Genomic DNA, 22,469 nt, shown 5'->3' on the forward strand with positions numbered 1-22,469 from the left:
GGACTAACACTAAGCAACTCGTCTTTTTTGAAAAAACTGTGATGATTTTACAACTGTTATTTACAGGTTAGCCACACTGTCCAGTTCAAATTTCAAGGGCGTTATTTGTGTCAAAAACCGACTTTTATTAGCGCCATTCATAGGTTCTCCACTCGGTAATTTAAGTCTTAATGCATCCACTTGTCTCCCGTTTTTCCAAAATCGATAACATACATGCGGCCCTGTTGCCAGCCCTGTACTCCCAACTAAACCAATGACTTGTCCCTGACTGACCCGTTGACCGCGTCTTACCAAAATTTTTGACATGTGCAGGTATTGTGTAGAATAGGTTCCATTGTGTTTTACTTTTACATAATTTCCATTTCCGGCAGTAAAACCACTTTGCTCCACAACACCGCCAGCGGTAACGGTAATAGGAGTTCCGCGTGGTGCGGCATAATCCGTTCCTTTATGCGCTTTCCATCTGTGCTGAACCGGATGAAATCTACTGTTTGAAAATCTTGACGAAATTCTACTGAATTTTATTGGAGACTTAAGAAAGAAATTTTTTAGTGTTTTCCCTTCTTCATTATAATATTGAATTTTATCTGAATTGGGGTTCTGCGCAAAGGGAAAGGCATAAATAATTTTTCCTCCGTATTCAAAAAAAGAGGCTTCCAGTTCTTCGACTCCGTCATAAACGGAATCATTTATAAAGCGCTCTGTAAACGTTATCGCAAAACGATCTCCTTTTTTGAGTTTCATAAAATCAATAGAATACGCATAAATTTTAGCTATTTTATTTGCTAGAGCCCCTTCAATCTTGGCATTACCCAATGTTGCAGACAAGGATTCTTTCAAAACGCCACCAATGGTGCGTCGCCTAATTGTAATGGGCTTAGTTTTTTTATAAACAACTACCGCTGTGTCCCGCATATCAATAACGTAATAACTCAGCGCATCGGGTTGATAAATAAAAGCCTGTAAATTATGTTTTTTATCTTTGGATCTCAACAACGTAAAAGGCCTGTTGATTCTTATACTTCTTACATCAAACGAATCTCTCACTTTAGCAATAATATCATATACTTTTCGTTTCCCAATATTCTGATTTTGGATAATGGTTCCAAAAGTATCTCCCCTTTCGATAGTATCATTAACGATATTAAAATCCGCAAGAATAAACCCAAACGCACTCTTTTTAGGAACAATTTTCACTACTTTTTCCGGCACGATTTCCTTTTTTTTATTACATGATACTAAAGAAAAAAGTACTATTATAATTATAAATATTTGTTTCAAATCTTGTTTTTTTTATTCAATCTACATTTCTACTCCCCAATTTTCTAATTCGTGGCTACTCCATAATTCCGGGAAGAAAATTCTTCTTTGATATTTTGGATGCATGTATTTTTTCCAGTCACTCCCGCCAGTAGCTTCACCATCGCCTTTACCGCTCTGATCTATATATTTTTTTGCTGTATTAAGGTGTTGCATTACCCAAGTAATATTTACCGTATGGTCATAATGACGCATCGCTTGAACTAGTTCTGGATTTTTCTGATCTGTTTCCGGTAATTGTTTGAATTTTTGCCAAATATTAATGGTGTTGTATTCCTCCATATGAGCTAAGAATTCCTTCTTGTATTTTTTTTCAAACTCCTCCAGTAAAAATGATTTTTTACCGCTTTGATGCTCTTTTCCGGCTGCTTGCCAATACAAATGCTCTAGTGCAAACTCATACGTCGTATTCCTGTCGATGGTATCTCTATAACGATGATCTATCAGATTTATTAGGTCAGTTGATGAAAATTCTATCAAGCGGTATTGCGCACTTTGAAAGCCGCTGGCCGGAGTTAGTGTGTTTCTAAATTTCATGTATTGCTCCACTTCCATTCCATTTCCCATAATATCAAAAGATGTGGTTAACATGTCAAAGTAACGGCTGATTCGCATTAATCGCTCTGTGAAAAATACTGTACTAATGTTTTTACAATAGGAAATTTGCTGCATCTCCCAGAGAATCATTTTAAATATCAATTCATTAACCTGGTGGTACATGATAAAAACCATTTCGTCCGGAAGCGTCGTTCTCTGAATTTGAAGATTCAACAGGGCATCTGTCTGAATATAATCCCAATAGGTGATTGGCTTGGACCACAATAATCCTTCGAGCTGTGTTTCTGTTTTTTGATTTATCGCTTCATATTTAAGCTCAATTTCTTTTAAAATAGCCTCTGAATTGTCTTTAATGCTCATTATTTTTTTGTTTTAAAAGGATTTTTCAATCCTCTGTATCCTTCAATATCTGCTTTGATTGACCCTACTGCCAGACTGGCTTTTATCCTCAGCGGCACTTTATTGTCATCGTCCGAAATCCAGACAGTAAGACTTTCTTGCTCTTTGAAAACGCGTCCTGATTGTACCAAAGGTCTAAAAATCATAGCCGAAACAACGCCAAATTTAGTGGTAATATTTTCTCGTCCAATAAACTTTAGCTTGAATTTAGTAGTTTCGTTATCAAAAAACATATCGATTGCCACTGAATCACCAATTTTCAATTTATCGATAGTAGGATAGTTTCTTAAATAATAAAAGGCAGATAAAATATCCTGAGTGTTTTTTGGAATGTAAAGTGTTTTTTCGGTTTTATGCTTATAATCTTTTACAACAACTCTATTTGTAGATTGGTCAAAAAATCCTTCTTGATTTTTAGTATAGCCCCCTTCATCAATTTTTCGAACAAACTGGTACGGATTTCCTGTTTCCTTATCAATGTAGCTTTCGTATAAATCATTTACTTTAAAGAAAAAACGAGACATCCCTGTGGTGTATCCTTTACCAACAACATGAAACGTTTTTTTGTTGTTTAAACTGGCCTCTTTTACTTCCAGCGTAGCATAACCGGCATTGACTATTCCATAGTGTATCCTGAATTTGAACCACTCACCCACTCCGTAAGCATCTTCCTGAGGAGAATCAAAGCTTACTGTTATAATCAACACAAAGAATAAGAATAGTTTTTTCATCACTTAATTTACCCGTTTATTAACTCTATTAGCAAATTTTGTTCCAAATATATCAAAACAAAAAAACTCAGTCAAATAATGACTGAGTTTTTATGCTATTAACTAACCAAAAAACTATAAACTATGAAATTTATATGAAATCAGGAAGGAAACCACCCCTTCCCTTTTTGCGAGTGCAAAGGTAGTTAACAAACCCACTTATATTTGTTAAAAAAAAAGTTTAACACAACATTTACAAAAAAACATGTTGTTTATTGGTTATTTTTTCACAATATGTAAAAATAATGCTTTTTTACAACGTTCCTCGTAATTCCTGTTCTCGCTCAATTGATTCAAATAGTGCCTTAAAGTTCCCCGCTCCAAAACCTTTGGCACCCATTCTTTGTATAATTTCAAAAAACAAGGTTGGCCGGTCCTGTACTGGTTTTGTGAAAATTTGCAACAAATACCCTTCTTCATCGGCATCTACCATGATGGCCAGTTTCTCGATTTCGTTCAAATCTTCTTTCATCATTTTCATGTGATCGCCCAATCGCTCCGGAATGGCTTCATAATAGGTATGTGGAGGAGCAGACAAAAATTCAATTCCTCTTGCTTTGAGTTGCGATACTGTTTTGATAATATCGTCCGTTGCTATAGCGATATGTTGAATTCCAGGCCCACCATAAAAGTCTAGGTATTCCTCAATTTGTGATTTCTTTTTTCCTTTGGCAGGTTCGTTGATTGGAAATTTGATTCTTCCATTTCCGTTTGACATTACTTTGCTCATCAACGCTGAATATTCCGTATTGATTTGTTTGTCATCAAAAGAAAGGAAATTTACAAATCCCATTACATCTTCATAGAACTTTACCCAAGTATTCATTTCGTTCCAGCCCACATTTCCCACCATGTGGTCGATGTATTTCAAACCTGTTGGTTTCGGATTATACTCGGATTTCCATTCCTTATAACCCGGAAGGAAAACGCCCGTATAATTTTTACGCTCCACAAAAATATGAACCGTTTCGCCGTAGGTATAAATTCCAGAACGTATTACTTCTCCAAATTCATCTTTTTCAACGGTTGGCTCCATAAAAGAACGCGCCCCACGTTTCATGGTTTCTTCGTACGCACTTTTGGCATCTTCTACCCAAAGCGCGGCTACTTTAACACCGTCTCCATGTTTCCTTAAATGGTCATGTATGAGAGAATCTTGTGTTAATGGCGTAGTTAATACAATACGGATTTTATCTTGTTTTAACACATACGACGTTCTGTCTCGCACTCCGGTTTCTAGTCCGGCATACGCCAAAGACTGATACCCAAAAGCCGTTTTATAATAATGTGCGGATTGTTTTGCATTTCCTACGTAGAATTCTACATAATCGGTTCCTAATAACGGAAGGAAATCTTGTGCTCCTTCAAATATTTTTTCGAGTCCGTATTCTACTGATTTTACTTCTTTGCTCATTGTGATTTATTTTTTGATTCGGCATCTCTAGTTTTGGAACGCGGTTGGCGCGGATAAAACAGATGTACAGGGATGTATTAATTTAAAATTATGTTGCTGTTTACTCTAAAGCCCTAGTCCTGATGGTCGAATTGCTCTCGCAACTACCTTTTTCTGGCTTCTTTAGCCAGGAAAAGATAAAGTGTACAGCAGGAAATAGCTTCCTTATTATTATATATACGTGTGATTGCTTCGTTGCTCGCAATGACTTATTCTACCCAAGATTTATAATATTGGCCGTCGTCCAACCCCATCGCTTCTTCGGTGACCATTAAGGGGCGAAAAGTATCAACCATAACCGCTAATTCGTGGGTTTCTGTATGACCAATGCTGCGTTCCATAGCACCTGGCGCCGGTCCGTGAGGAATACCTTTTGGATGCAATGTAATGTGACCTTGCTCTATATTGTTGCGACTCATAAAATCCCCATCTACATAATACAAAACCTCATCACTATCTATATTACTGTGATTGTAAGGCGCAGGAATGGATTTTGGATGGTAATCGTACAATCGTGGACAGAACGAACAAACGACAAAAGTTGAAGTTTCGAAAGTTTGATGAACTGGTGGTGGCTGGTGTACCCGACCTGTTATAGGTTCGAAATTATGAATACTAAATCCGTATGGAAAATTATAACCGTCCCAACCTATTACATCAAAGGGATGCGTGGCATAAACGAATTCATGCATCATTCCTTCTTTCTTGATTTTTATTAGAAAATCACCTTTTTCATCATGCGTTTCTAATTCTGTTGGTAAAATAAAGTCGCGCTCGCAAAATGGCGAATGTTCTAAATGTTGACCTGATTCATTTTTATAGCGTTTCGGCGTGTAAAAAGGAGCAAATGATTCGACGTAAAACAGTCTGTTTTCCGAAGTTTCAAAATCAATTTGGTAAATCATTCCGCGAGGAATAATCAAGTAATCGCCATATTCGAAAGGAATATTTCCCATCATGGTGCGCAATTTTCCTTTTCCTTTGTGTATGAAAATCATTTCATCAGCATCGGCGTTTTTATAGAAATAACTTCGTAAGGATTGTCTTGGCGCGGCTAGTCCTATAATACAATCTTTATTGATCAACATGGCTTTGCGGCTGTCCAGAAAATCGTCCTCCGGCCTTAACTCAAAACCTTTTAGCAGTAATGATTTGATGTTTTTTCCAATGGCAATTTTTGGCTCAACCGAATACGAACGAAGAATTTCCTTGACTTGCGTAGGCCTGTGAACGTGATATAATAAGGAAGAATGGCCATGAAAACCCTCTGTTCCAAAGAGTTGTTCGTAATACAAACCACCATTTGGTTTTTCGAATTGTGTGTGTCTTTTTTGAGGAAAACTTCCTAATTTGTGGTATAAAGGCATGATTTTTTTGTTTAAAAGTGTAACAGATTAAAGTTGAGATTACTTTATAATGTGCTATGATAAATCAAAAAAGGTGCTTACTCAGGATTTCTCTTGATAAGGAATTGAAGATGCTCTAATAAATCTAGCCATTTTGTTTTCATTATAACAAATATCGGAATTATTATCGAAATAAATTACAATTAAAACAAAAACCCAATGCTGAACCATGTAAATCCTTTTGGTTGTTCCGGGGACCAAGAATATTTTATTTCTATAGGTCCAATGACTGTTTCTAAACCATATCCTACGGCATAGCCAGAATATTTTGGAATTGAAACCCAATCCACGGTCTCAAAAATCTGATCTCCAATATTAGCAAAATTTGCCGAAAAATTGATATGATTTTTTTTATAAAACTCGTAATCTATCGTTCCTGTTGATTTTATATAACTATTAGCGGCCACACTTAAATAATCGTATCCATATAAATATTTGAAATTATTAAGCGGATTATACCCATATCCCCCTAAAATAAAATTAAAGAAAGCAACGCTTTCCTGACCAAAAGAAAACCCGGCATCGGTTTGGAATTTTACTGTAGCGTTCTTAAATAAAGTTGCAGCTACACCAAAATCGGCTTTAGCAATAGAAAACGGTTGAAAATCACCCGTGTAATTAGACGACAGCAAATAGGTTTGAATATCACCAGTAAAATACCATCCTTTTTTAGGGAAATATTTATTATCAAAAGAATCAAATTTCATGTAGCCAAAAAGACTGAAGTAATTACTGTTGTCAATTATTGGATTTACATTGGCGAGTGTTTCTGATTTTATTTTTAAATATTTGAGTTCGACTCCGCCTCCTATAAGAAATTTTTGAACAAATAAAGACTGGAAATATGCTTGATTTGTCAAGTCCGTAAAATTTATATTAATCGAATTTATATCAGGATTATTAAACGTTGTACTGCTTATTTCTTTGGCTACATTCCTATTAAATTGGTTGTAATTAGATTTAAAACCAAAACTCAAATTAAATCCATTTTCAATGTAATAATCTAAATTATATCTAATATTATCTCCTAAAACAATATCCAGAGAGGCTATATCATTTTTAAAAAGTGTTTTTTTACGGGTCAAATTTACCAAAACGCCACTTTTGAATAAATTATCATAATGCAGGCCAAATTTTAAATAGGTTTTTGTTGAATTCTCTTCTAAATTTATGTTCAGGTCTACACCTCCTTTATTAGGTTCCAATGAATATGAGATAGAGCTGAAATTTTTGGTTGCATTGATATTATTAATGCCTCTTAATAAATCATCATAGCACGTTTTTACTCCGGGCTTAAATCTTAGCTTCCCTATGACATACTCTTTCGTGTAATTCTTTAATTCATTGCTGTTTATTGATCTTATTTGCAGGCTGTCTGACAGTAGTTTTAACTTGGGTTTTGTATAGGGATTGGACACATCAACAAGTTGTTTGAGTTGTTCATAAATGCCTAATGTTGCTTCCTCCCCTTTTCTTATTATTTCCCTTCCCTTGTCAAATGAGATCACACCATATTGTGTAACGTCTGGTCTAATATAAATATCGGTATCCGTTACATTTCTTTTCATTCGCTCTATAGATTGAAGGTTGGTGATTTGAACCAAAATTTTAGTAGCATCCTTGAGTTGTGTTCGGTCTAATAAATCATTTTGAACATCAACTCCTATAATGATGTCCGCACCTAATTTTCGCACCTCTTCAATAGGATAATTATTAACAACGCCGCCATCGACCAGAATTTTTCCATCAATTTCAACCGGAGAAAATAAGGAGGGAAATGCGGAACTGGCAATCATGGCCTGTGCCAGATTCCCTTTGTTCAATACCACTTGCTCTCCCGTTTCAATATTAGTTCCAATACATAAAAAAGGAATTGGAAGCTGGTTAAAATCTTTGATGTGTCTAACGTTTCTGGTAATTCTGCTCAATAAATTATAATTGTAGATTCCTTTAGACAAAGCTTCTGGAATTCCTATTTTGAATTTGTCAAACGGTAAAACCAAAGCATACAATTCGTCGTTTCTTTTTTCGTAAAAATTCTTAGAAGACCTGGGGATAAAATCATTTATTAATTCATTGAAATCGGTCGCTTGAAAAATAGAATCGATCTGGTTCGCGTTGTAACCTGAAGCATACAACCCTCCAATAACCGCACCCATACTGGTTCCGCCTATGTAATCAATCTTGATACCTGCTTCTTCTAACACCTTAAGGACTCCTATATGAGCAAATCCTTTTGCACCACCACCGCTTAAAACCAAGCCTACTTTGGGTCTTTTTTGCTCCTGCGAAAACACCATCAAACTAGTAAAAACAAGAAATATTAGTGCGATTTTCTTCATAAGCAGCAATTTGGTAGTACTAAAACTGGACGCCATTGGGTATTATTTGTCCAGATTTAGATATTCTAGATTAATCATTGATCTATTGCCTTGTAAAATTCGGTAATTTTTTTGGCTTTAGACACACCTATAACGTCCGAAATTTCTTTTTCTGTTGCTAATTTCAATCTTTTAACACTTTTGAAGTGCTGGATCAAGGTCAGCATCGTTTTTTCGCCAATACCGGGAATGGATTCTATCGAAGAATTCAGTGCTGCTTTACTCCTTTTATCCCGGTGATGCGTTATCCCAAAACGGTGCGCTTCGTTGCGTAATTGCTGGATTATTTTAAGGGTTTCTGATTTTTTATCTAAATATAACGGAATAGAATCACCCGGATAAAAAAGTTCTTCGAGCCTTTTGGCAATGCCAATTATGGCTATTTTTCCCCGAAGACCCAATTCGTCAAGACTCTTCAGCGCTGATGACAATTGCCCTTTTCCACCGTCAATAATTATTAAATTCGGTAACGGTTCCTTTTCGTCCAGCAATCGTTTGTACCTTCTATAAACCACTTCGGTCATTGAAGCAAAATCATCCGGTCCTTCGACTGTTTTAATATTAAAATGGCGGTAGTCTTTTTTGCTGGGTTTTCCATCTTTAAAAACCACACAAGCCGCTACAGGATTTGTTCCTTGAATATTCGAGTTGTCAAAACATTCAATATGTCTTGGCTCTACAGGCAATCGCAAATCTTTTTGCATTTGTGCCATAATCCTTTTTGTATGACGGTCTGGATCTACAATTTGCAGTTGTTTGAGTTGTTCAATTCGGTAAAACTTAGCGTTGCGAATGGATAAATCCAAAATTTGCTTTTTATCTCCTAATTGCGGAACGGTTACTTTTATATTCTCCCCCAAATCAACAGGAAACGGTACGATTATCTCACGCGACAGCAATTGAAAACGTTCCCGCAGTTCAATAATTGCTAATTCCAGTAATTCTTCATCGGTTTCGTCAAGTTTCTTTTTGATTTCCATCGTGTGCGAACGAATAATCGAACCGTGCGAAATTTGAAGGAAATTCACATAAGCCGCACTTTCATCCGAAACTATTGAAAACACATCGATATTAGTGATTTTTGGATTTACAATCGTAGACCGCGATTGGTAATTCTCTAAAATATTTATTTTTTCTTTGATTTTTTGCGCTTCTTCAAAATGCATGTCGGCGGCCAGATTGGTCATCACACGCTTGAAATCCTTCATGCTTTCTTTGAAATTTCCTTTTAGAATTTCTAGAATCGCATCCACTTGCTTTTGGTAATTTTCTAAAGTTTCTAATCCTTCGCAAGGCCCCATACAATTACCAATATGATACTCAAGACACACCTTGAATTTTCCACTTTCAATATTGCTTTTACTCAAATCATAATTGCAAGTTCTAAGCGGATACAACTCTTTGATCAGTTCTAAAATAGTGCTGACGGTTTTGAAACTAGTATACGGCCCAAAATACTCCGACCCGTCTTTGACCATTCTGCGAGTCGCAAATATGCGCGAAAAAGGTTCTTTCTTGATGCACAACCACGGATAACTTTTATCATCCCGCAATAACACATTGTAGCGCGGCTGCAAGGTTTTTATTAGGTTATTTTCAAGTAAAAGGGCATCGGTTTCCGTAGGAACCACAATGTGTCTTATGGTCACGATCTTCTTAACGAGCACATTGGTTTTGGCCGTGTCATGAATTTTATTGAAATACGAAGAAACTCTTTTTTTTAAATTTTTGGCTTTGCCTACATACAAAATTTTCCCTTCCTTGTCGTAATATTGGTATACGCCTGGATTATCAGGTAAGGTTTGGATTTGGAGTTCAAGTGAAGGAAGTAGCATTTTAGATTGATTCTTTTTAATTTAATTTTGCACTCCAAAAATACAAATAACATTTTTCAAAAGCGAAAAATGACGCACTTCTTATTTCTTCCCGAATAATTTTCTAAATTTAGCCTTTAAACTTTCTATGAATATACGAGAACCTAAAAACATAACGATCTTAAAAGAGCCCATCTTACCGGGAGACAGCAAAACCATCAATATGGAAATTGCAAAACTCCATACCATGACCAAACTGAAAATTCCAATAATTGTGGAACGGTCAAAAATCAACGGGCCTACCGTGTTATTCACCGCGGGGCTTCATGGAGATGAAATTAACGGGATCGAAATTGTACGCCAGCTGATTGTACAAAAAATCAATAAACCAAAAACAGGAACCATTATCTGTATTCCCGTGATTAATGTCTTTGGATTCGTGAATCAATCCCGAGAATTTCCAGACAAACGGGACTTAAACCGGGTATTCCCTGGCAGTAAAACGGGCTCACTTGCAAGCCGGTTTGCGTATAATTTACTTAAAGAAATTATTCCACATGTAGATTATGTAATTGATTTTCATTCCGGTGGCGCCAGTCGCTTCAATGCCCCACAAATTCGTATTGTTCCTAATAATCCAGAACTGAAAGCCTTATCGGACATTTTTAACACCTCTTTTACGATGTTTTCAAAAAACATTCCCGGAACTTTTAGAAATTCATGTAACAAATTGGGGGTAAAAATGCTGCTGTTTGAAGGCGGAAAATCCATTGACATAGATGAAGCGGTCACACAGGAAGGAGTTGAAGGTTCTAAACGAATATTGCATCATCTGGGGATGTTAAATGCAAAGAAAAAAACCATAACCCCTGAAAAAGAGACCATTTATATAGAAAAATCCGTTTGGGTCAGAGCCAAATACTCCGGGATGTTTCACGGTCATACTAAAATTGGTAATTACGTAACAAAAGGACAACTCTTGGGCTCGATTTCTGATCCTTACGGAAAGGTTGAACACAAAGTAAAAGCACCCAATTCAGGTTATATTTTTAATGTAAATGATGCGCCCATCGTATACCAGGGTGATGCCATCTACCATCTTTCTCTTTAAATACGAGTATACAATCCATACTTTTGCATCCGGTTCAAAATAATAAAACATGAATAAAACAGCCTTACGGAAAAAATACAAAGCCTTACGGAACTTCCTTTCCGAAAATAAAATCGAGGAAAAGAGTTTGGCTATCGCCAATAAAATACTAGCGATTCCAATTTGGGAGAAAACCTATTTTCATATTTTCCTTCCCATAACAGAACAAAAAGAGGTTAATACAGAATTTATTCTTCACATATTATCTGGAAAAGATAAAGAGATTATTGTTTCCAAAGCTGATTTTGCCACCAGAAAGATGACGCATTTTCTTTTGACTGATAATACCCGAATCAAAAAAAATGAATATAACATTCCCGAACCGGTAGATGGTATTGAAGTTCCTTCTACTAAAATCGATGTGATTTTTGTTCCGCTTTTGGCTTTCGACAAAAAAGGACATCGTGTGGGCTATGGCAAAGGGTTTTACGATACATTTTTATCAGAGTGCAAACCGGATACAATCAAAATTGGACTTTCCTTTTTTGACTCCGAAGAATTGATTACTGACGTTTTTGAAGGCGATGTACAACTGGATTACTGTGTGAATCCGAATCAAGTTTATAAATTTTAATCCGTACTTTTGCAACTGATACAATCCACTTAACTTATGAAAACATTCAAAAATTCAAGATTTGCCGTAAGCGTTATGGTCATTCTTTTTGCAGTTTCCTTTTCAAGCTGCAGTATTCACACTGGAACCAGCAGATCATCCTATAAAGCTAAAAAACTACCTCCAGGTCAAGCAAAAAAAATATATGGAGGGAAAAGCGCTAAACAATATGCCCCCGGACACAATAAAAATTAATACAAACAAAAAAGACTTGCTCAAATCAGGAACAGGTCTTTTTGTATGTTATAAAAAACGTCGAACCTATTCGTGATGAAAAGCTTTATTGTTGAAGAAAATCAAGATTCCAACTCCTGTTGAAATCGCCATATCGGCAACATTAAAAATAGCGTTGAAAAACGTAAATTCTTTTCCGCCCCAAATTGGCAACCAACTAGGTAAATTTCCATGCCAAAAAGGAAAGTAAAACATATCTACCACTCTTCCGTGAAACCACGTTCCATAAGGTTGATCTGAGAATAAAGTAGCCACTTCTTGCTGACTGTCATCAAAAATAATTCCGTAAAAAACAGAATCGATGATGTTCCCAAAAGCACCTGCCAAAATCAATGAGATGGCAACAATTAGATAGTTAGAACTATTTTTCCTTTCTATAGAATCCCATAGCCAGTACCCAATTCCGCCTACAGCAACCAATCTAAAAAGGGTTAAAAATAATTTTCCGTAAACCCCCGGAATTACTGTTCCCCATGCCATTCCCTCATTTTCAATGAAAAGGATTTTGAACCATTTGAATACTTCGACTTCTTCCCCTAAGATAAAATTAGTTTTGATGTAGATTTTAGTGACTTGATCAACAAGCAGTAAAATAAAAATAAGGAGATACGCTTTTCGTAATGACATTTTATAAATTTTAATGGCGCAAAAATAGCAATTTAATCAAAAAAAACGCTCCCAACGGAGCGTTAAATATTGTTTAACTAGTAGTTTATCGTTGCAAGTTCTTTGCTTCAATACTCATTGTAGCGTGAGGGACAATTTTCAATCTTTCTTTCCCGATTAATTTGCCAGAGACTTTACACACTCCGTACGTTTTATTTTCGACACGGAAAAGGGCATTTTTCAAATCCCGAATAAACTTTTCCTGACGAATTGCCAGTTGAGAGTTTGCTTCTTTAGACATCGTTTCGCTTCCTTCTTCAAAGGCTTTAAAAGTTGGCGAAGTATCGTCGGTTCCGTTATTTAAATCATTCATGTATGCACTTTTTATCAGATCTAAATCAGCTTGTGCTTTTTTAATTTTCCCGAGGATTATCTCTTTGAATTCTGCTAAATCAGTATCAGAATATCTTGCAATTTCATCTGTCATCTTATATTATTTTGAAATTAATATCATTGTTTTTATTTCATCAAACGCTATTTCCGTACCGTTTGTTATTTCATCTGCAAACACCAATTCACTGGTTAGTGTTTCTGATTTTATATAGGCTTCATTTTCTAAAATTGCCTGTTCTAAAAGTCCGTTTCTCTTCAGTTGCACTTTAATTTTATCCGTAACTTCAAATCCGGAATCTTTACGAATATTCTGAATTCTGTTTACTAATTCTCTGGCAATTCCCTCTTGTTTTAATGCTGGTGAAATTGTAATGTCCAGCGCAACCGTTATTCCGTTAGCGTTTGCTACTATCCAGCCTTCAATATCCTGTGAGGTAATTTCGACATCTTCTTGTGTTAAAATTACGGTATTTCCTGCAATAACAATACTTAGACTTCCTTCCTTGTCCAATTGACTAATTTGTGCTGCAGAAAACCCCTGTATTTCCTTAGAAATCATCCCCATATCCTTTCCGAAACGGGGTCCAAGCGCCTTAAAATTAGGCTTAATTTGTTTTATCAAAACACCGGAAGCATCATCCAAAAGTACGATTTCCTTCACGTTTACCTCTGCTTTTATCAGGTCAGAAACAGCCTCAATTTCGACTCTTTGGTTGTCGTCAAGCACCGGAATCATTACCTTTTGCAACGGCTGACGCACCTTGATCATTTCCTTTTTTCGGAGTGATAAAACCAATGATGAAATGGTTTGTGCTTTCTGCATTTTGCTCTCTAACATTTTATTAACATAGTTTTCAACCGAAATTGGAAACTCGGCCAAATGTACGCTGTCATATTTTTCCGACTGTGTTGCTACAGTTAAGTCTCTGTAAAGTTTGTCCATGAAGAACGGAGCGATTGGTGCACCAAGTTTACTTATGGTTAACAAACACGTATATAAAGTTTGATATGCCGCGATTTTGTCTTGTGCGTATTCTCCTTTCCAGAAACGTCTTCTGCACAAACGAACGTACCAGTTACTCAAATTTTCCTGAACAAATTCAGAGATTGCGCGAGCCGCTTTCGTTGGCTCATAATCTGCATAATAGCTATCTACATCTTTTATCAAAGTATTCAATTCAGAGATAATCCATTGATCAATTTCAGGTCTTTCGTTTAATGGAATCTCTGCTTCTTCATATTTGAAACCATCAATATTGGCATACAAACTAAAGAACGAATACGTATTGTACAAGGTTCCAAAGAACTTTCTACGAACTTCCGCAATTCCTTCTAAGTCGAATTTCAAATTATCCCAAGGATTCGCATTCGAAATCATATACCAACGCGTTGCATCTGGACCGTATTCTTTTAATGTTTCAAATGGATCAGCGGCATTGCCTAAACGTTTAGACATTTTTTGTCCGTTTTTGTCTAAAACCAATCCGTTAGAAACTACATTTTTGTACGCTACTTTATCAAAAACTAATGTCCCAATGGCATGTAAAGTATAAAACCAACCACGCGTTTGATCCACTCCTTCAGCAATGAAATCAGCAGGGAAATCCTTGTTTGCGTCTATTTTATCTTTATTTTCAAAAGGATAATGCCATTGCGCATAAGGCATGGAACCAGAATCGAACCAAACATCAATCAAATCCGCTTCACGCGTCATCGGTTTTCCGGAAGCAGAAACCAAGGTGATTTCGTCGACTACATTTTTATGCAAATCAACTAAATCGTAATTGGATTCAGCCATATTTCCAATTTCAAAACCTTTAAAAGGATTTTCTTTTTGGAAACCTGCAGCGATAGATTTTTCAATTTCGTTGTATAATTCTTCAACAGAACCAATTAAGATTTCCTCTTGTTTATCTTCAGTTCTCCAAATTGGCAATGGAATTCCCCAGAATCTGGATCGCGATAAATTCCAGTCATTGGCATTTTTTATCCAGTTTCCAAAACGTCCTTCTCCAGTCGATTTTGGCTTCCAGTTAATCGTTTCGTTCAGTTCGAACATTCTGTCTCTAACCTCCGTGATTTTTATGAACCAGGAATCCAATGGATAATATAAAATCGGCTTATCGGTTCTCCAGCAATGCGGATAACTGTGCACATATTTCTCTACTTTGAAGGCTTTGTTTTCTTCTTTTAATCGAATGGCAATTTCAACATCTACGGAACGTTCCGGTGCCTCGCCATCGTTATAATACTCATTTTTCACATATTTACCGGCATATTCGCCCACATGTGAGGTGAATTTTCCTTGTAAATCTACTAAGGGAACCGGAGTTCCATTTTCATCCAGCACCAACATCGGCGGGATTTCTGGCGTAGCTTCTTTTGCTACTCTTGCATCATCAGCACCAAAAGTAGGTGAGGTATGTACAATTCCTGTTCCATCTTCGGTAGTTACAAAATCTCCTGAAATTACTCTAAAAGCATTTTCAGCATTTTGATATGGAAGCACCAATGGCATTAATTGTTCGTACCGAATGTCAACTAAATCAGCTCCTTTGCATTCTGCTAAAACCTGATACGGAATTTTCTTGTCGCCTTCTTTGAAATTTTCAAAATCAGCAGGTTCTGTACTTTCAAAGAACCCTTTCCCGAATTGTTTTGCAACTAATTTTTTAGCCAAAATCAATGTTGCCGGACGAAATGTATATTGATTGAATGTTTTTACTAAAGCATATTCAATTTTTAGACCTACAGTCAAAGCGGTATTACTTGGCAATGTCCAAGGCGTTGTCGTCCAAGCGAGGAAATAAAAATCCCCACCCCAACCCTCCCTGAAGGGGAGGGAGTTGAGTCCGAATGCTTTGTAAATATCATTCTCTTCTCCCTCTCCTTTGGAGAGGGCTGGGGTGAGGAATTGTGCCACAACAGTCGTATCCGTTACATCACGATAACTTCCTGGCTGGTTGACTTCATGAGATGACAATCCTGTCCCTGCTTTTGGGGAATAAGGCTGAATAGTGTAACCTTTGTACATCAAATCCTTGTTGTAGATTTGTTTCAAAATCCACCAAACCGTTTCCATGTATTTGGATTTATAGGTCACATACGGATCTTCCATATCAACCCAATAGCCCATTTTTTCGGTCAAATCATTCCATACATCCGTATAACGCATTACGGTTTTTTTGCACGCTTCGTTGTATTCTTCGATGGAAATGGTTTTTCCAATATCTTCTTTGGTGATTCCCAATTCTTTTTCGGTTCCTAATTCCACCGGCAAGCCATGCGTATCCCAGCCGGCTTTACGCTTTACTTGAAACCCTTTTTGAGTTTTATATCTGCAAAAAATATCTTTAATGGCGCGTGCCATTACGTGGTGAATTCCCGGTAATCCATTTGCCGAAGGCGGCCCTTCAAAAAACACGAATGGGGTGTTTCCTTCACGAGTGGTTACACTTTTCTCGAATATGTTTTCCTTCTTCCAAAAATCAAGTACCTCTGACGCTACAGTTGGTAAGTCAAGTCCTTTGTATTCAGTAAATTTTGTGCTCATTTTATCCTTTTCTAAATCGAGGTGCGAAAGTAAGGAATAGTTATGAATTATGAGTTATGAGTTACGAGTTTTTGCGTGAGAGATGGAAGCGGCATCCTTTTATGGAGTTTACGGAATAAAAGATACAGCGGACAGCCCGACCCGGAGTTTTTACGTAGGGGCACGCCCAAGATTTTAGGAGAAAACCTCTTTTAAAACATCTAGTGATTTTGGTTTTCTAAAGCCGTCCAAGTGAAAACTGTAGTAATCGATCAGTATTCTTAAAACGATTTGCCGTTCGATGACATGAAATATCTTTTGACTGTTATCAAATTTTAAATCAATCAGTTTTTTAAACAAATTGCTTTCGTGTTCTGTGAGCGAACTGATGGCATGAAAAGGTGTAAAAATTCCTTCGTTCATTTCGAAAAAAGGCATATCCATATCGGAAATGTCAGGATAAAAGCCTAAATATTTGGTGGTTTCTAATAATAGGATTAGGTGAAAATTGGCAGTTTCATCATGATTGTCCAGCCAATGCAAAGCAGCTTCAAGGAAATTAAAAAGAGGCTCATTTTCTTCTTCTTCATGGATCGAATGGTGCAGCATTTCGGAGATAAACATCACGATCGTACTCTTATAAATATCCGAATGTATCGAATGAAAAGGAGTCCCGATTTTTATTTCCTTGAAATTTTCTAAAGCACCTTTGTTTTTATGAACTGCTTCAATTTCGAGAATGGTTAAGGGTTGGAAATAAGCGATTTTTTGATTTGATTTTCGACTCGAAAAAGCATCTCGAACAAAGTACGATTTCAAGCCATGTGACAGCGTAAAACATTTAACAATCAAGCTTTTTTCTTGAAATTTTAAAGATGAAAGGACGATGGCTTTGGTTTTTACGAGCACAATTTTAATTTAAAGATTGAAAAATTTAAAGATTGAAAATTCATTCCTTTAGATTATCTAATTATCATTACTTTTTTGACCTTGGTCTCCACTCCGTCTTGTGCCGAAATAAAAATCATATACACCCCGGAAGCCACTTTATATTTCCCAAAGGCGGTGGTATCCCATTCTATTGTTCCGCCTTCGGAAGTGGTTTCATAAACCAGATTTCCTCCAATATCAGTGATTTTAATGTTGGCTTTATCCAGTAATCCGGCAATTTTAACGGTTCCTTGGTATTCTGGTCGAACCGGATTTGGATACACATACGCGTTACTTAAATCATCATTAGCAGCAGTTGCAATTCCTTTGAAAGAAATCAGCCCTTTTGCAGTAGCAATAAAAACTTCGCCCGTAGCACTATTGATCTCAATGTCATTGATCACATTGCTGGGCAACGGCGAGTTGCTTATTGTAAAATGATATTTGGTTTCCTGACCGTTTGGCGAGACTAAAAACAAACCGGAATCAGCCGTTCCAATCCATTTGTTATTGGCACCATCTACAGCAATATCCGTAATAAACTGTTCGTATAACAATTCTTGGGCCAGATTATCGTCTGTAATAATTATGGGATTGGTCGTCATCTGGTCATCCGATTGAAAACTACTTACATTTGACAAAATTCGCAACCCTTTTGTAGTACCGATCCAGAGCTGGTTTCTGGTATCTATTGCGATAGTTCGAACATCCGAAACTGGTAAATTCCCCAAATCGGCGCCTGTTGTTATTTTTTTAAATTTAGTGTTACTTTCGTTAAAACCAATCACACCATCACCGCTCGTAGAAAGCCATTTGGTTCCATTTCTATCTATTGCAATTGTCCCAAAATTATTATCATTTGGTGAGTCCAAAATAGCATCCATCGCATAGCTTTGCCATTGACCCGATGGCCTCAAGACTTTCAATCCGTTTTTTATTCGGCTATTGGTAACCCAAAGATTTCCTGTTTTGTCAAATGCGGTTCCATTAATCCTGATGTCTTTATAATTAGGCCCCGCAAAGGTTAATGACTCTAAGCCGCTATTGGTTTGATTGTACAAAATTTTTGGTATGTCATTTTCTATTTTCAACAGTCCGGAGAAAAAAGAACTGGCATACACTTCGTTTTCATTGCTTGGATTAACTATAATTCTGGTCATTGATTGCGCTCCTAAAACTGCTTCATACGGAATATTCAACCATCCTGTGGCGCTAAATTTACTAATCCCATAACCATCTAACGGATAAGGATTATAATCGGACGTATAATCTCCGTAAACCACCCAAAGCGAGCTGGGCGCCACCTGAAGCGAAAAGATATTGTTTCTTGACGGACCAATGGGTGTTATGTTTTCAAAAGTTACACCCAAAGAAAGCCTAGTGGTAGTCAATCCGTTTTCTTTTGTTCCAATAAAAACAGTGTCTCCTATTACAGTAGCACACGTAAAACTAATATTGGGTTCCGGCAGTTGATTGGTGTTTATTTGACGTACCAATGCCATTTGGTTATTATAAATATATATACTGCTTAAAGTTGTAACTACTAAATAACCATCCGATGTTCTCATATCCAATGCAGGTTGAGACAGCCGGACAGATCCCGCAAACGAATCTGCATCCGAATTAAATTTATGAATGTATCCTGAAGCGTCCACAGCATACAGATTTGAACCTACGGTTGTGATGCCAGACCAGATTCCAGAGGCTATTGTGGTCCATTGGCTAAAATCGACTAGATTCTTATTAGAAACAGCAGCCCTTCTTATTCCATTATTTGTGGCAGCATAAATAAAACCATTGTACAATGCGGTTTGGCTCACACTGATTTCGGCACCGGCATTCCCAATAAAATAAGTGTCTCCAAATTGCATGGTAGCCAAATTAAATTGGACAATACCAAAATCACACGAGAGATAAGCTATTCCTTCAAATTCCATAAAATGGTTGATTTTCTTTATATTCGAAGGAAGTTGTTTGTTGATAATATCGACTATATTGAGCATGCTTCCATCGGCTTCATTAATCACGATTAGCAGTCCGTTTTCATATCCTACAATTGTTTTATTCGAGGCCGTACTATGAAATACCGATGAAATGGTTTGTCCAGAGAGTCCGTCTACTGTATTGGTGGTTTTGATTATATTACTGGTTGTGTTTTTAGAAAACAACGCATTTTCAGAAGCAGCAAAAACGGCTGTTGCAGATACGGACATATCTTTTATTTCATTATAGGAGAAATATCCCTGCCACGACAAATCGTTTTGAGCAAAACCCATTTGCACAAAAAGTAGCAGTAAAAAAAATAAAATACTCTTGTTCATTATCTGTATGACTATTGGATTACAAATATAGAACAAACGAAAGTCTTAGCATTTTGTTACACACAAAAAATGCCTTCTGTCCAGAATAAAGACAAAAGGCATTTTATACAATAATTAAAGCTGATTTATACTACTCCTTGTGCCAGCATAGCATCTGCTACTTTTACAAATCCGGCGATGTTTGCTCCTTTTACATAGTTCACATATCCTTCTTCGTCCGTACCATATCTTTTGCATTGATTGTGGATTCCTACCATAATCTCTTTTAGTCTGGTATCTACCTCTTCACTGGTCCAGTTTAAACGAATCGAGTTTTGTGTCATCTCTAACCCAGAGGCTGCTACACCACCTGCATTTGCTGCTTTACCTGGTGCAAAAAGGACTTTTGCGTTTAAGAATTCTTTAATTGCTTCTAACGTACATGGCATGTTTGCTGCTTCGGTTACACAAAGAACTCCATTTGCAATTAAGTTTTTTGCATCCTCCTCGTTCAGCTCATTTTGAGTTGCGCAAGGAATGGCAATATCTGTTTTTACTTCCCACACACTCTTACCTCTGTGGAAAGCGGCATTTGGATATTTTTCTAAATACGCTTCGCATCGGTTATCGCCTCTTGCTCTCATCTCTAGCATAAAGTCAATTTTTTCTCCTGAAATACCTTCCTCATCATAAATATACCCATCCGGACCTGAAATAGTAACTAATTTCCCGCCAAGGTCATTTACTTTTAAGGCAACTCCCCAAGCTACATTTCCGAATCCAGAAATGGAAACCGTTTTTCCATTGATACTTTGACCTATGGTTTTAAGCATTTGTTCCGCAAAATAAACCACGCCATATCCAGTTGCCTCCGGTCTGATCAAAGAACCTCCATACGCCAGGCCTTTACCGGTTAACACTCCAGTAAATTCATTTTTTATTCTTTTGTATTGACCAAATAGATACCCAATTTCTCTGGCTCCAACACCAATATCTCCTGCAGGAACATCTAATTGTGGCCCAATGTGTCTGCACAATTCCGTCATGAAAGACTGGCAAAAACGCATCACTTCACCATCTGATTTCCCTTGTGGATCAAAATCCGACCCTCCTTTTCCCCCGCCCATTGGCAAAGTAGTCAGACTATTTTTGAATACTTGTTCAAATGCTAAAAATTTAAGCACTGATAAATTTACCGTATGGTGGAAACGTATTCCACCTTTGTATGGTCCGATTGCTGAATTCATTTGAATTCTAAAGCCCCTGTTAACCTGTATTTCACCAATATCGTTAACCCACGGAACACGAAATATAATCGACCGTTCTGGTTCAGCTATTCTGAGAAGCAAATTTTTTCCGTCGTATTTTTTCTGTTCTGCAATAAATGGGATTACAGTTTCAGCAAATTCCCTAACAGCTTGAATAAATTCCGGTTCATTTGGATTTTTGGCTTCAACTTGAGCCATAAATTCATTTACTTTTAGTAACATAGATTATAAATAATTGATTAAGAAAACGATTTCGTTAAACTATACAAAGATACATTTTATAAAAATATTCAGACTTAATTTTTCTACTTTATCAATAGAATTATTTTTTTATTACCCATTTGCAATCAATTATGTATAAGATCTACCATTTAATCTAAAATCACTATGACTTTCGTAAGTAAAATAAGGATTTGTAAACTTATTTATAATTTTATTTTTATTAGTGAATGATGTTTTTATATATTTGTAAGGATTAGAAAATTTAGCCCCCTAATGATCAAACAAATAACCCTGCTTACCCTTTTGTTTTTTGGGTTCTTACCTCATTCTAATGCACAATTCGGTGGTTTTTCACATGAAATAGGAGTGATTGCTGGGCCTGTTGCTTTTCAATCTGATTATGGGGAACGAAATGACCTTTCAACAAACTCAGGAAATACAGGTATAGGAATAGGAATTATCCATTATTTGAATTTTTCTTATAAAGCAGATTGTAATTGTTACACCCCTGAAACGTATTTTAACGACCACTTTAAATTAAGAAGTGAGCTATCATACAATAAAACCTCCTTAAAACACTTTGGCAAATGGGTCGCTTCAGAGAAAACCTCACTGGATGCAGATCAATTGCGTGCAATGACGGGAAGCACAGCCGTTACTAACATTGGGATGCAACTTGAATATTTTCCCTGGAGTATTCGTGATTTCAGTGCCCGAACAGGAAGTTTAGGACCTTTTATAAGCCTTGGCGGGCAATTTAGTTATTACAATGCAAAAGCTTCGTCCTCACTAGGTACTTTGGGAACACCATTAACTACATTTCCCAAATATTTGACCCCAACTGATGGACGTCCCTATGGGTTTTCCTCAGAAAGTGGGGCTGTCTGGTCCATAGTATCCAGCGTGGGAACCCGTTATAAATTATCGCCATTATCGGATTTAATGGTCGACTTAAGAATGCAGTATTATTTTTCCAACTGGGTAGATGGTTTAAATCCTAATCCGGAAATCTATAAAGAAAACAAAGCAAACGACTGGCTTGTCTGGTTTAATGTAGGTTATATTTATTATTTGCAATAATAATGGCAATACTTTTACACAACAAACCCCCAACTCTAAA

Annotated in this window: 17 protein-coding genes; 4 read left to right on the top strand and 13 right to left on the bottom strand. The window is 36.7% G+C overall.

Translation table 11 applies throughout. The annotated features are described in order from the left end of the window. Positions 1 to 60 precede the first annotated feature (60 nt). From EKM02_RS03355 to uvrC, 7 genes are all read right to left on the bottom strand, one after another. A complete protein-coding gene (locus EKM02_RS03355; protein WP_126452076.1) occupies positions 61 to 1,281 on the bottom strand; it encodes a peptidoglycan DD-metalloendopeptidase family protein in 1,221 nt (406 codons plus the stop codon). Between the two features lie 21 nt (positions 1,282 to 1,302). Then, positions 1,303 to 2,238: a tryptophan 2,3-dioxygenase family protein gene (locus tag EKM02_RS03360; RefSeq protein WP_126452078.1), complete on the bottom strand. Its 936-nt coding sequence runs from the start codon at positions 2,236 to 2,238 to the stop codon at positions 1,303 to 1,305. Then, a complete protein-coding gene (locus EKM02_RS03365; protein ID WP_126452080.1) occupies positions 2,238 to 3,008 on the bottom strand; it encodes a DUF3108 domain-containing protein in 771 nt (256 codons plus the stop codon). Before EKM02_RS03365 ends, EKM02_RS03360 begins: the two co-directional genes overlap by 1 nt. Positions 3,009 to 3,300: 292 nt before the next feature. Then, a complete protein-coding gene (hppD, locus tag EKM02_RS03370; protein ID WP_126452082.1) occupies positions 3,301 to 4,461 on the bottom strand; it encodes a 4-hydroxyphenylpyruvate dioxygenase in 1,161 nt (386 codons plus the stop codon). Between the two features lie 248 nt (positions 4,462 to 4,709). After that, positions 4,710 to 5,867, bottom strand: a complete 1,158-nt coding sequence (locus EKM02_RS03375; RefSeq protein WP_126452084.1) for a homogentisate 1,2-dioxygenase — start codon at positions 5,865 to 5,867, stop codon at positions 4,710 to 4,712. Positions 5,868 to 6,049: 182 nt separating this feature from the next. Further along, on the bottom strand, positions 6,050 to 8,248 hold the full coding sequence (locus EKM02_RS03380; protein WP_126452086.1) for a patatin-like phospholipase family protein: 2,199 nt from the start codon (positions 8,246 to 8,248) through the stop codon (positions 6,050 to 6,052). 74 nt (positions 8,249 to 8,322) lie between these two features. Further along, entirely contained in the window at positions 8,323 to 10,122 is a 1,800-nt protein-coding gene (uvrC, locus tag EKM02_RS03385; protein ID WP_126452088.1) for an excinuclease ABC subunit UvrC, read from the bottom strand. Positions 10,123 to 10,249: 127 nt separating this feature from the next. Here uvrC and EKM02_RS03390 point away from each other — a divergent pair, with 127 nt between their 5' ends. The 3 genes from EKM02_RS03390 to EKM02_RS03400 are packed head-to-tail and all read left to right on the top strand — an operon-like array spanning position 10,250 to position 12,059. Next, the gene (locus EKM02_RS03390; RefSeq protein WP_233588534.1) at positions 10,250 to 11,212 is read left to right on the top strand and encodes a succinylglutamate desuccinylase/aspartoacylase family protein; all 963 of its coding nucleotides are present in this window, start codon (positions 10,250 to 10,252) and stop codon (positions 11,210 to 11,212) included. Positions 11,213 to 11,261: 49 nt separating this feature from the next. Next, positions 11,262 to 11,825 carry a 5-formyltetrahydrofolate cyclo-ligase gene (locus tag EKM02_RS03395; RefSeq protein WP_126452090.1) on the top strand — a complete coding sequence of 188 codons (564 nt, stop codon included), beginning with the start codon at positions 11,262 to 11,264 and terminating at the stop codon, positions 11,823 to 11,825. A gap of 36 nt (positions 11,826 to 11,861) precedes the next feature. After that, positions 11,862 to 12,059: a hypothetical protein gene (locus EKM02_RS03400; protein WP_126452092.1), complete on the top strand. Its 198-nt coding sequence runs from the start codon at positions 11,862 to 11,864 to the stop codon at positions 12,057 to 12,059. A 66-nt stretch (positions 12,060 to 12,125) separates the two neighbouring features. Here EKM02_RS03400 and EKM02_RS03405 read toward each other — a convergent pair whose 3' ends face one another. The 6 genes from EKM02_RS03405 to gdhA all read right to left on the bottom strand — a co-directional run bounded on the left by EKM02_RS03405 (position 12,126) and on the right by gdhA (position 21,349). Further along, positions 12,126 to 12,725 (bottom strand): lipoprotein signal peptidase, encoded by a 600-nt coding sequence (locus EKM02_RS03405; RefSeq protein WP_126452094.1) that lies wholly within the window; start codon positions 12,723 to 12,725, stop codon positions 12,126 to 12,128. A gap of 85 nt (positions 12,726 to 12,810) precedes the next feature. Beyond that, positions 12,811 to 13,191 carry a TraR/DksA family transcriptional regulator gene (locus EKM02_RS03410; RefSeq protein WP_126452096.1) on the bottom strand — a complete coding sequence of 127 codons (381 nt, stop codon included), beginning with the start codon at positions 13,189 to 13,191 and terminating at the stop codon, positions 12,811 to 12,813. Between the two features lie 6 nt (positions 13,192 to 13,197). Beyond that, positions 13,198 to 16,650, bottom strand: a complete 3,453-nt coding sequence (gene ileS, locus EKM02_RS03415; protein WP_126452098.1) for an isoleucine--tRNA ligase — start codon at positions 16,648 to 16,650, stop codon at positions 13,198 to 13,200. 174 nt (positions 16,651 to 16,824) lie between these two features. After that, positions 16,825 to 17,538 carry a DNA repair protein RecO gene (recO, locus tag EKM02_RS03420; protein ID WP_126452100.1) on the bottom strand — a complete coding sequence of 238 codons (714 nt, stop codon included), beginning with the start codon at positions 17,536 to 17,538 and terminating at the stop codon, positions 16,825 to 16,827. Positions 17,539 to 17,591: 53 nt separating this feature from the next. Continuing rightward, a complete protein-coding gene (locus EKM02_RS03425) occupies positions 17,592 to 19,880 on the bottom strand; it encodes a T9SS type A sorting domain-containing protein (RefSeq protein WP_126452102.1) in 2,289 nt (762 codons plus the stop codon). A gap of 125 nt (positions 19,881 to 20,005) precedes the next feature. After that, positions 20,006 to 21,349, bottom strand: a complete 1,344-nt coding sequence (gdhA, locus tag EKM02_RS03430) for an NADP-specific glutamate dehydrogenase (protein ID WP_126452104.1) — start codon at positions 21,347 to 21,349, stop codon at positions 20,006 to 20,008. Between the two features lie 273 nt (positions 21,350 to 21,622). Between gdhA and EKM02_RS03435 the strand changes: the two genes are divergently transcribed. Further along, positions 21,623 to 22,429: a THC0290_0291 family protein gene (locus EKM02_RS03435; RefSeq protein WP_126452106.1), complete on the top strand. Its 807-nt coding sequence runs from the start codon at positions 21,623 to 21,625 to the stop codon at positions 22,427 to 22,429. Positions 22,430 to 22,469: the final 40 nt, after the last annotated feature.

The organism is Flavobacterium sp. RSP49, assembly GCF_003968735.1.
Taxonomy (GTDB): Bacteria; Bacteroidota; Bacteroidia; order Flavobacteriales; family Flavobacteriaceae; genus Flavobacterium.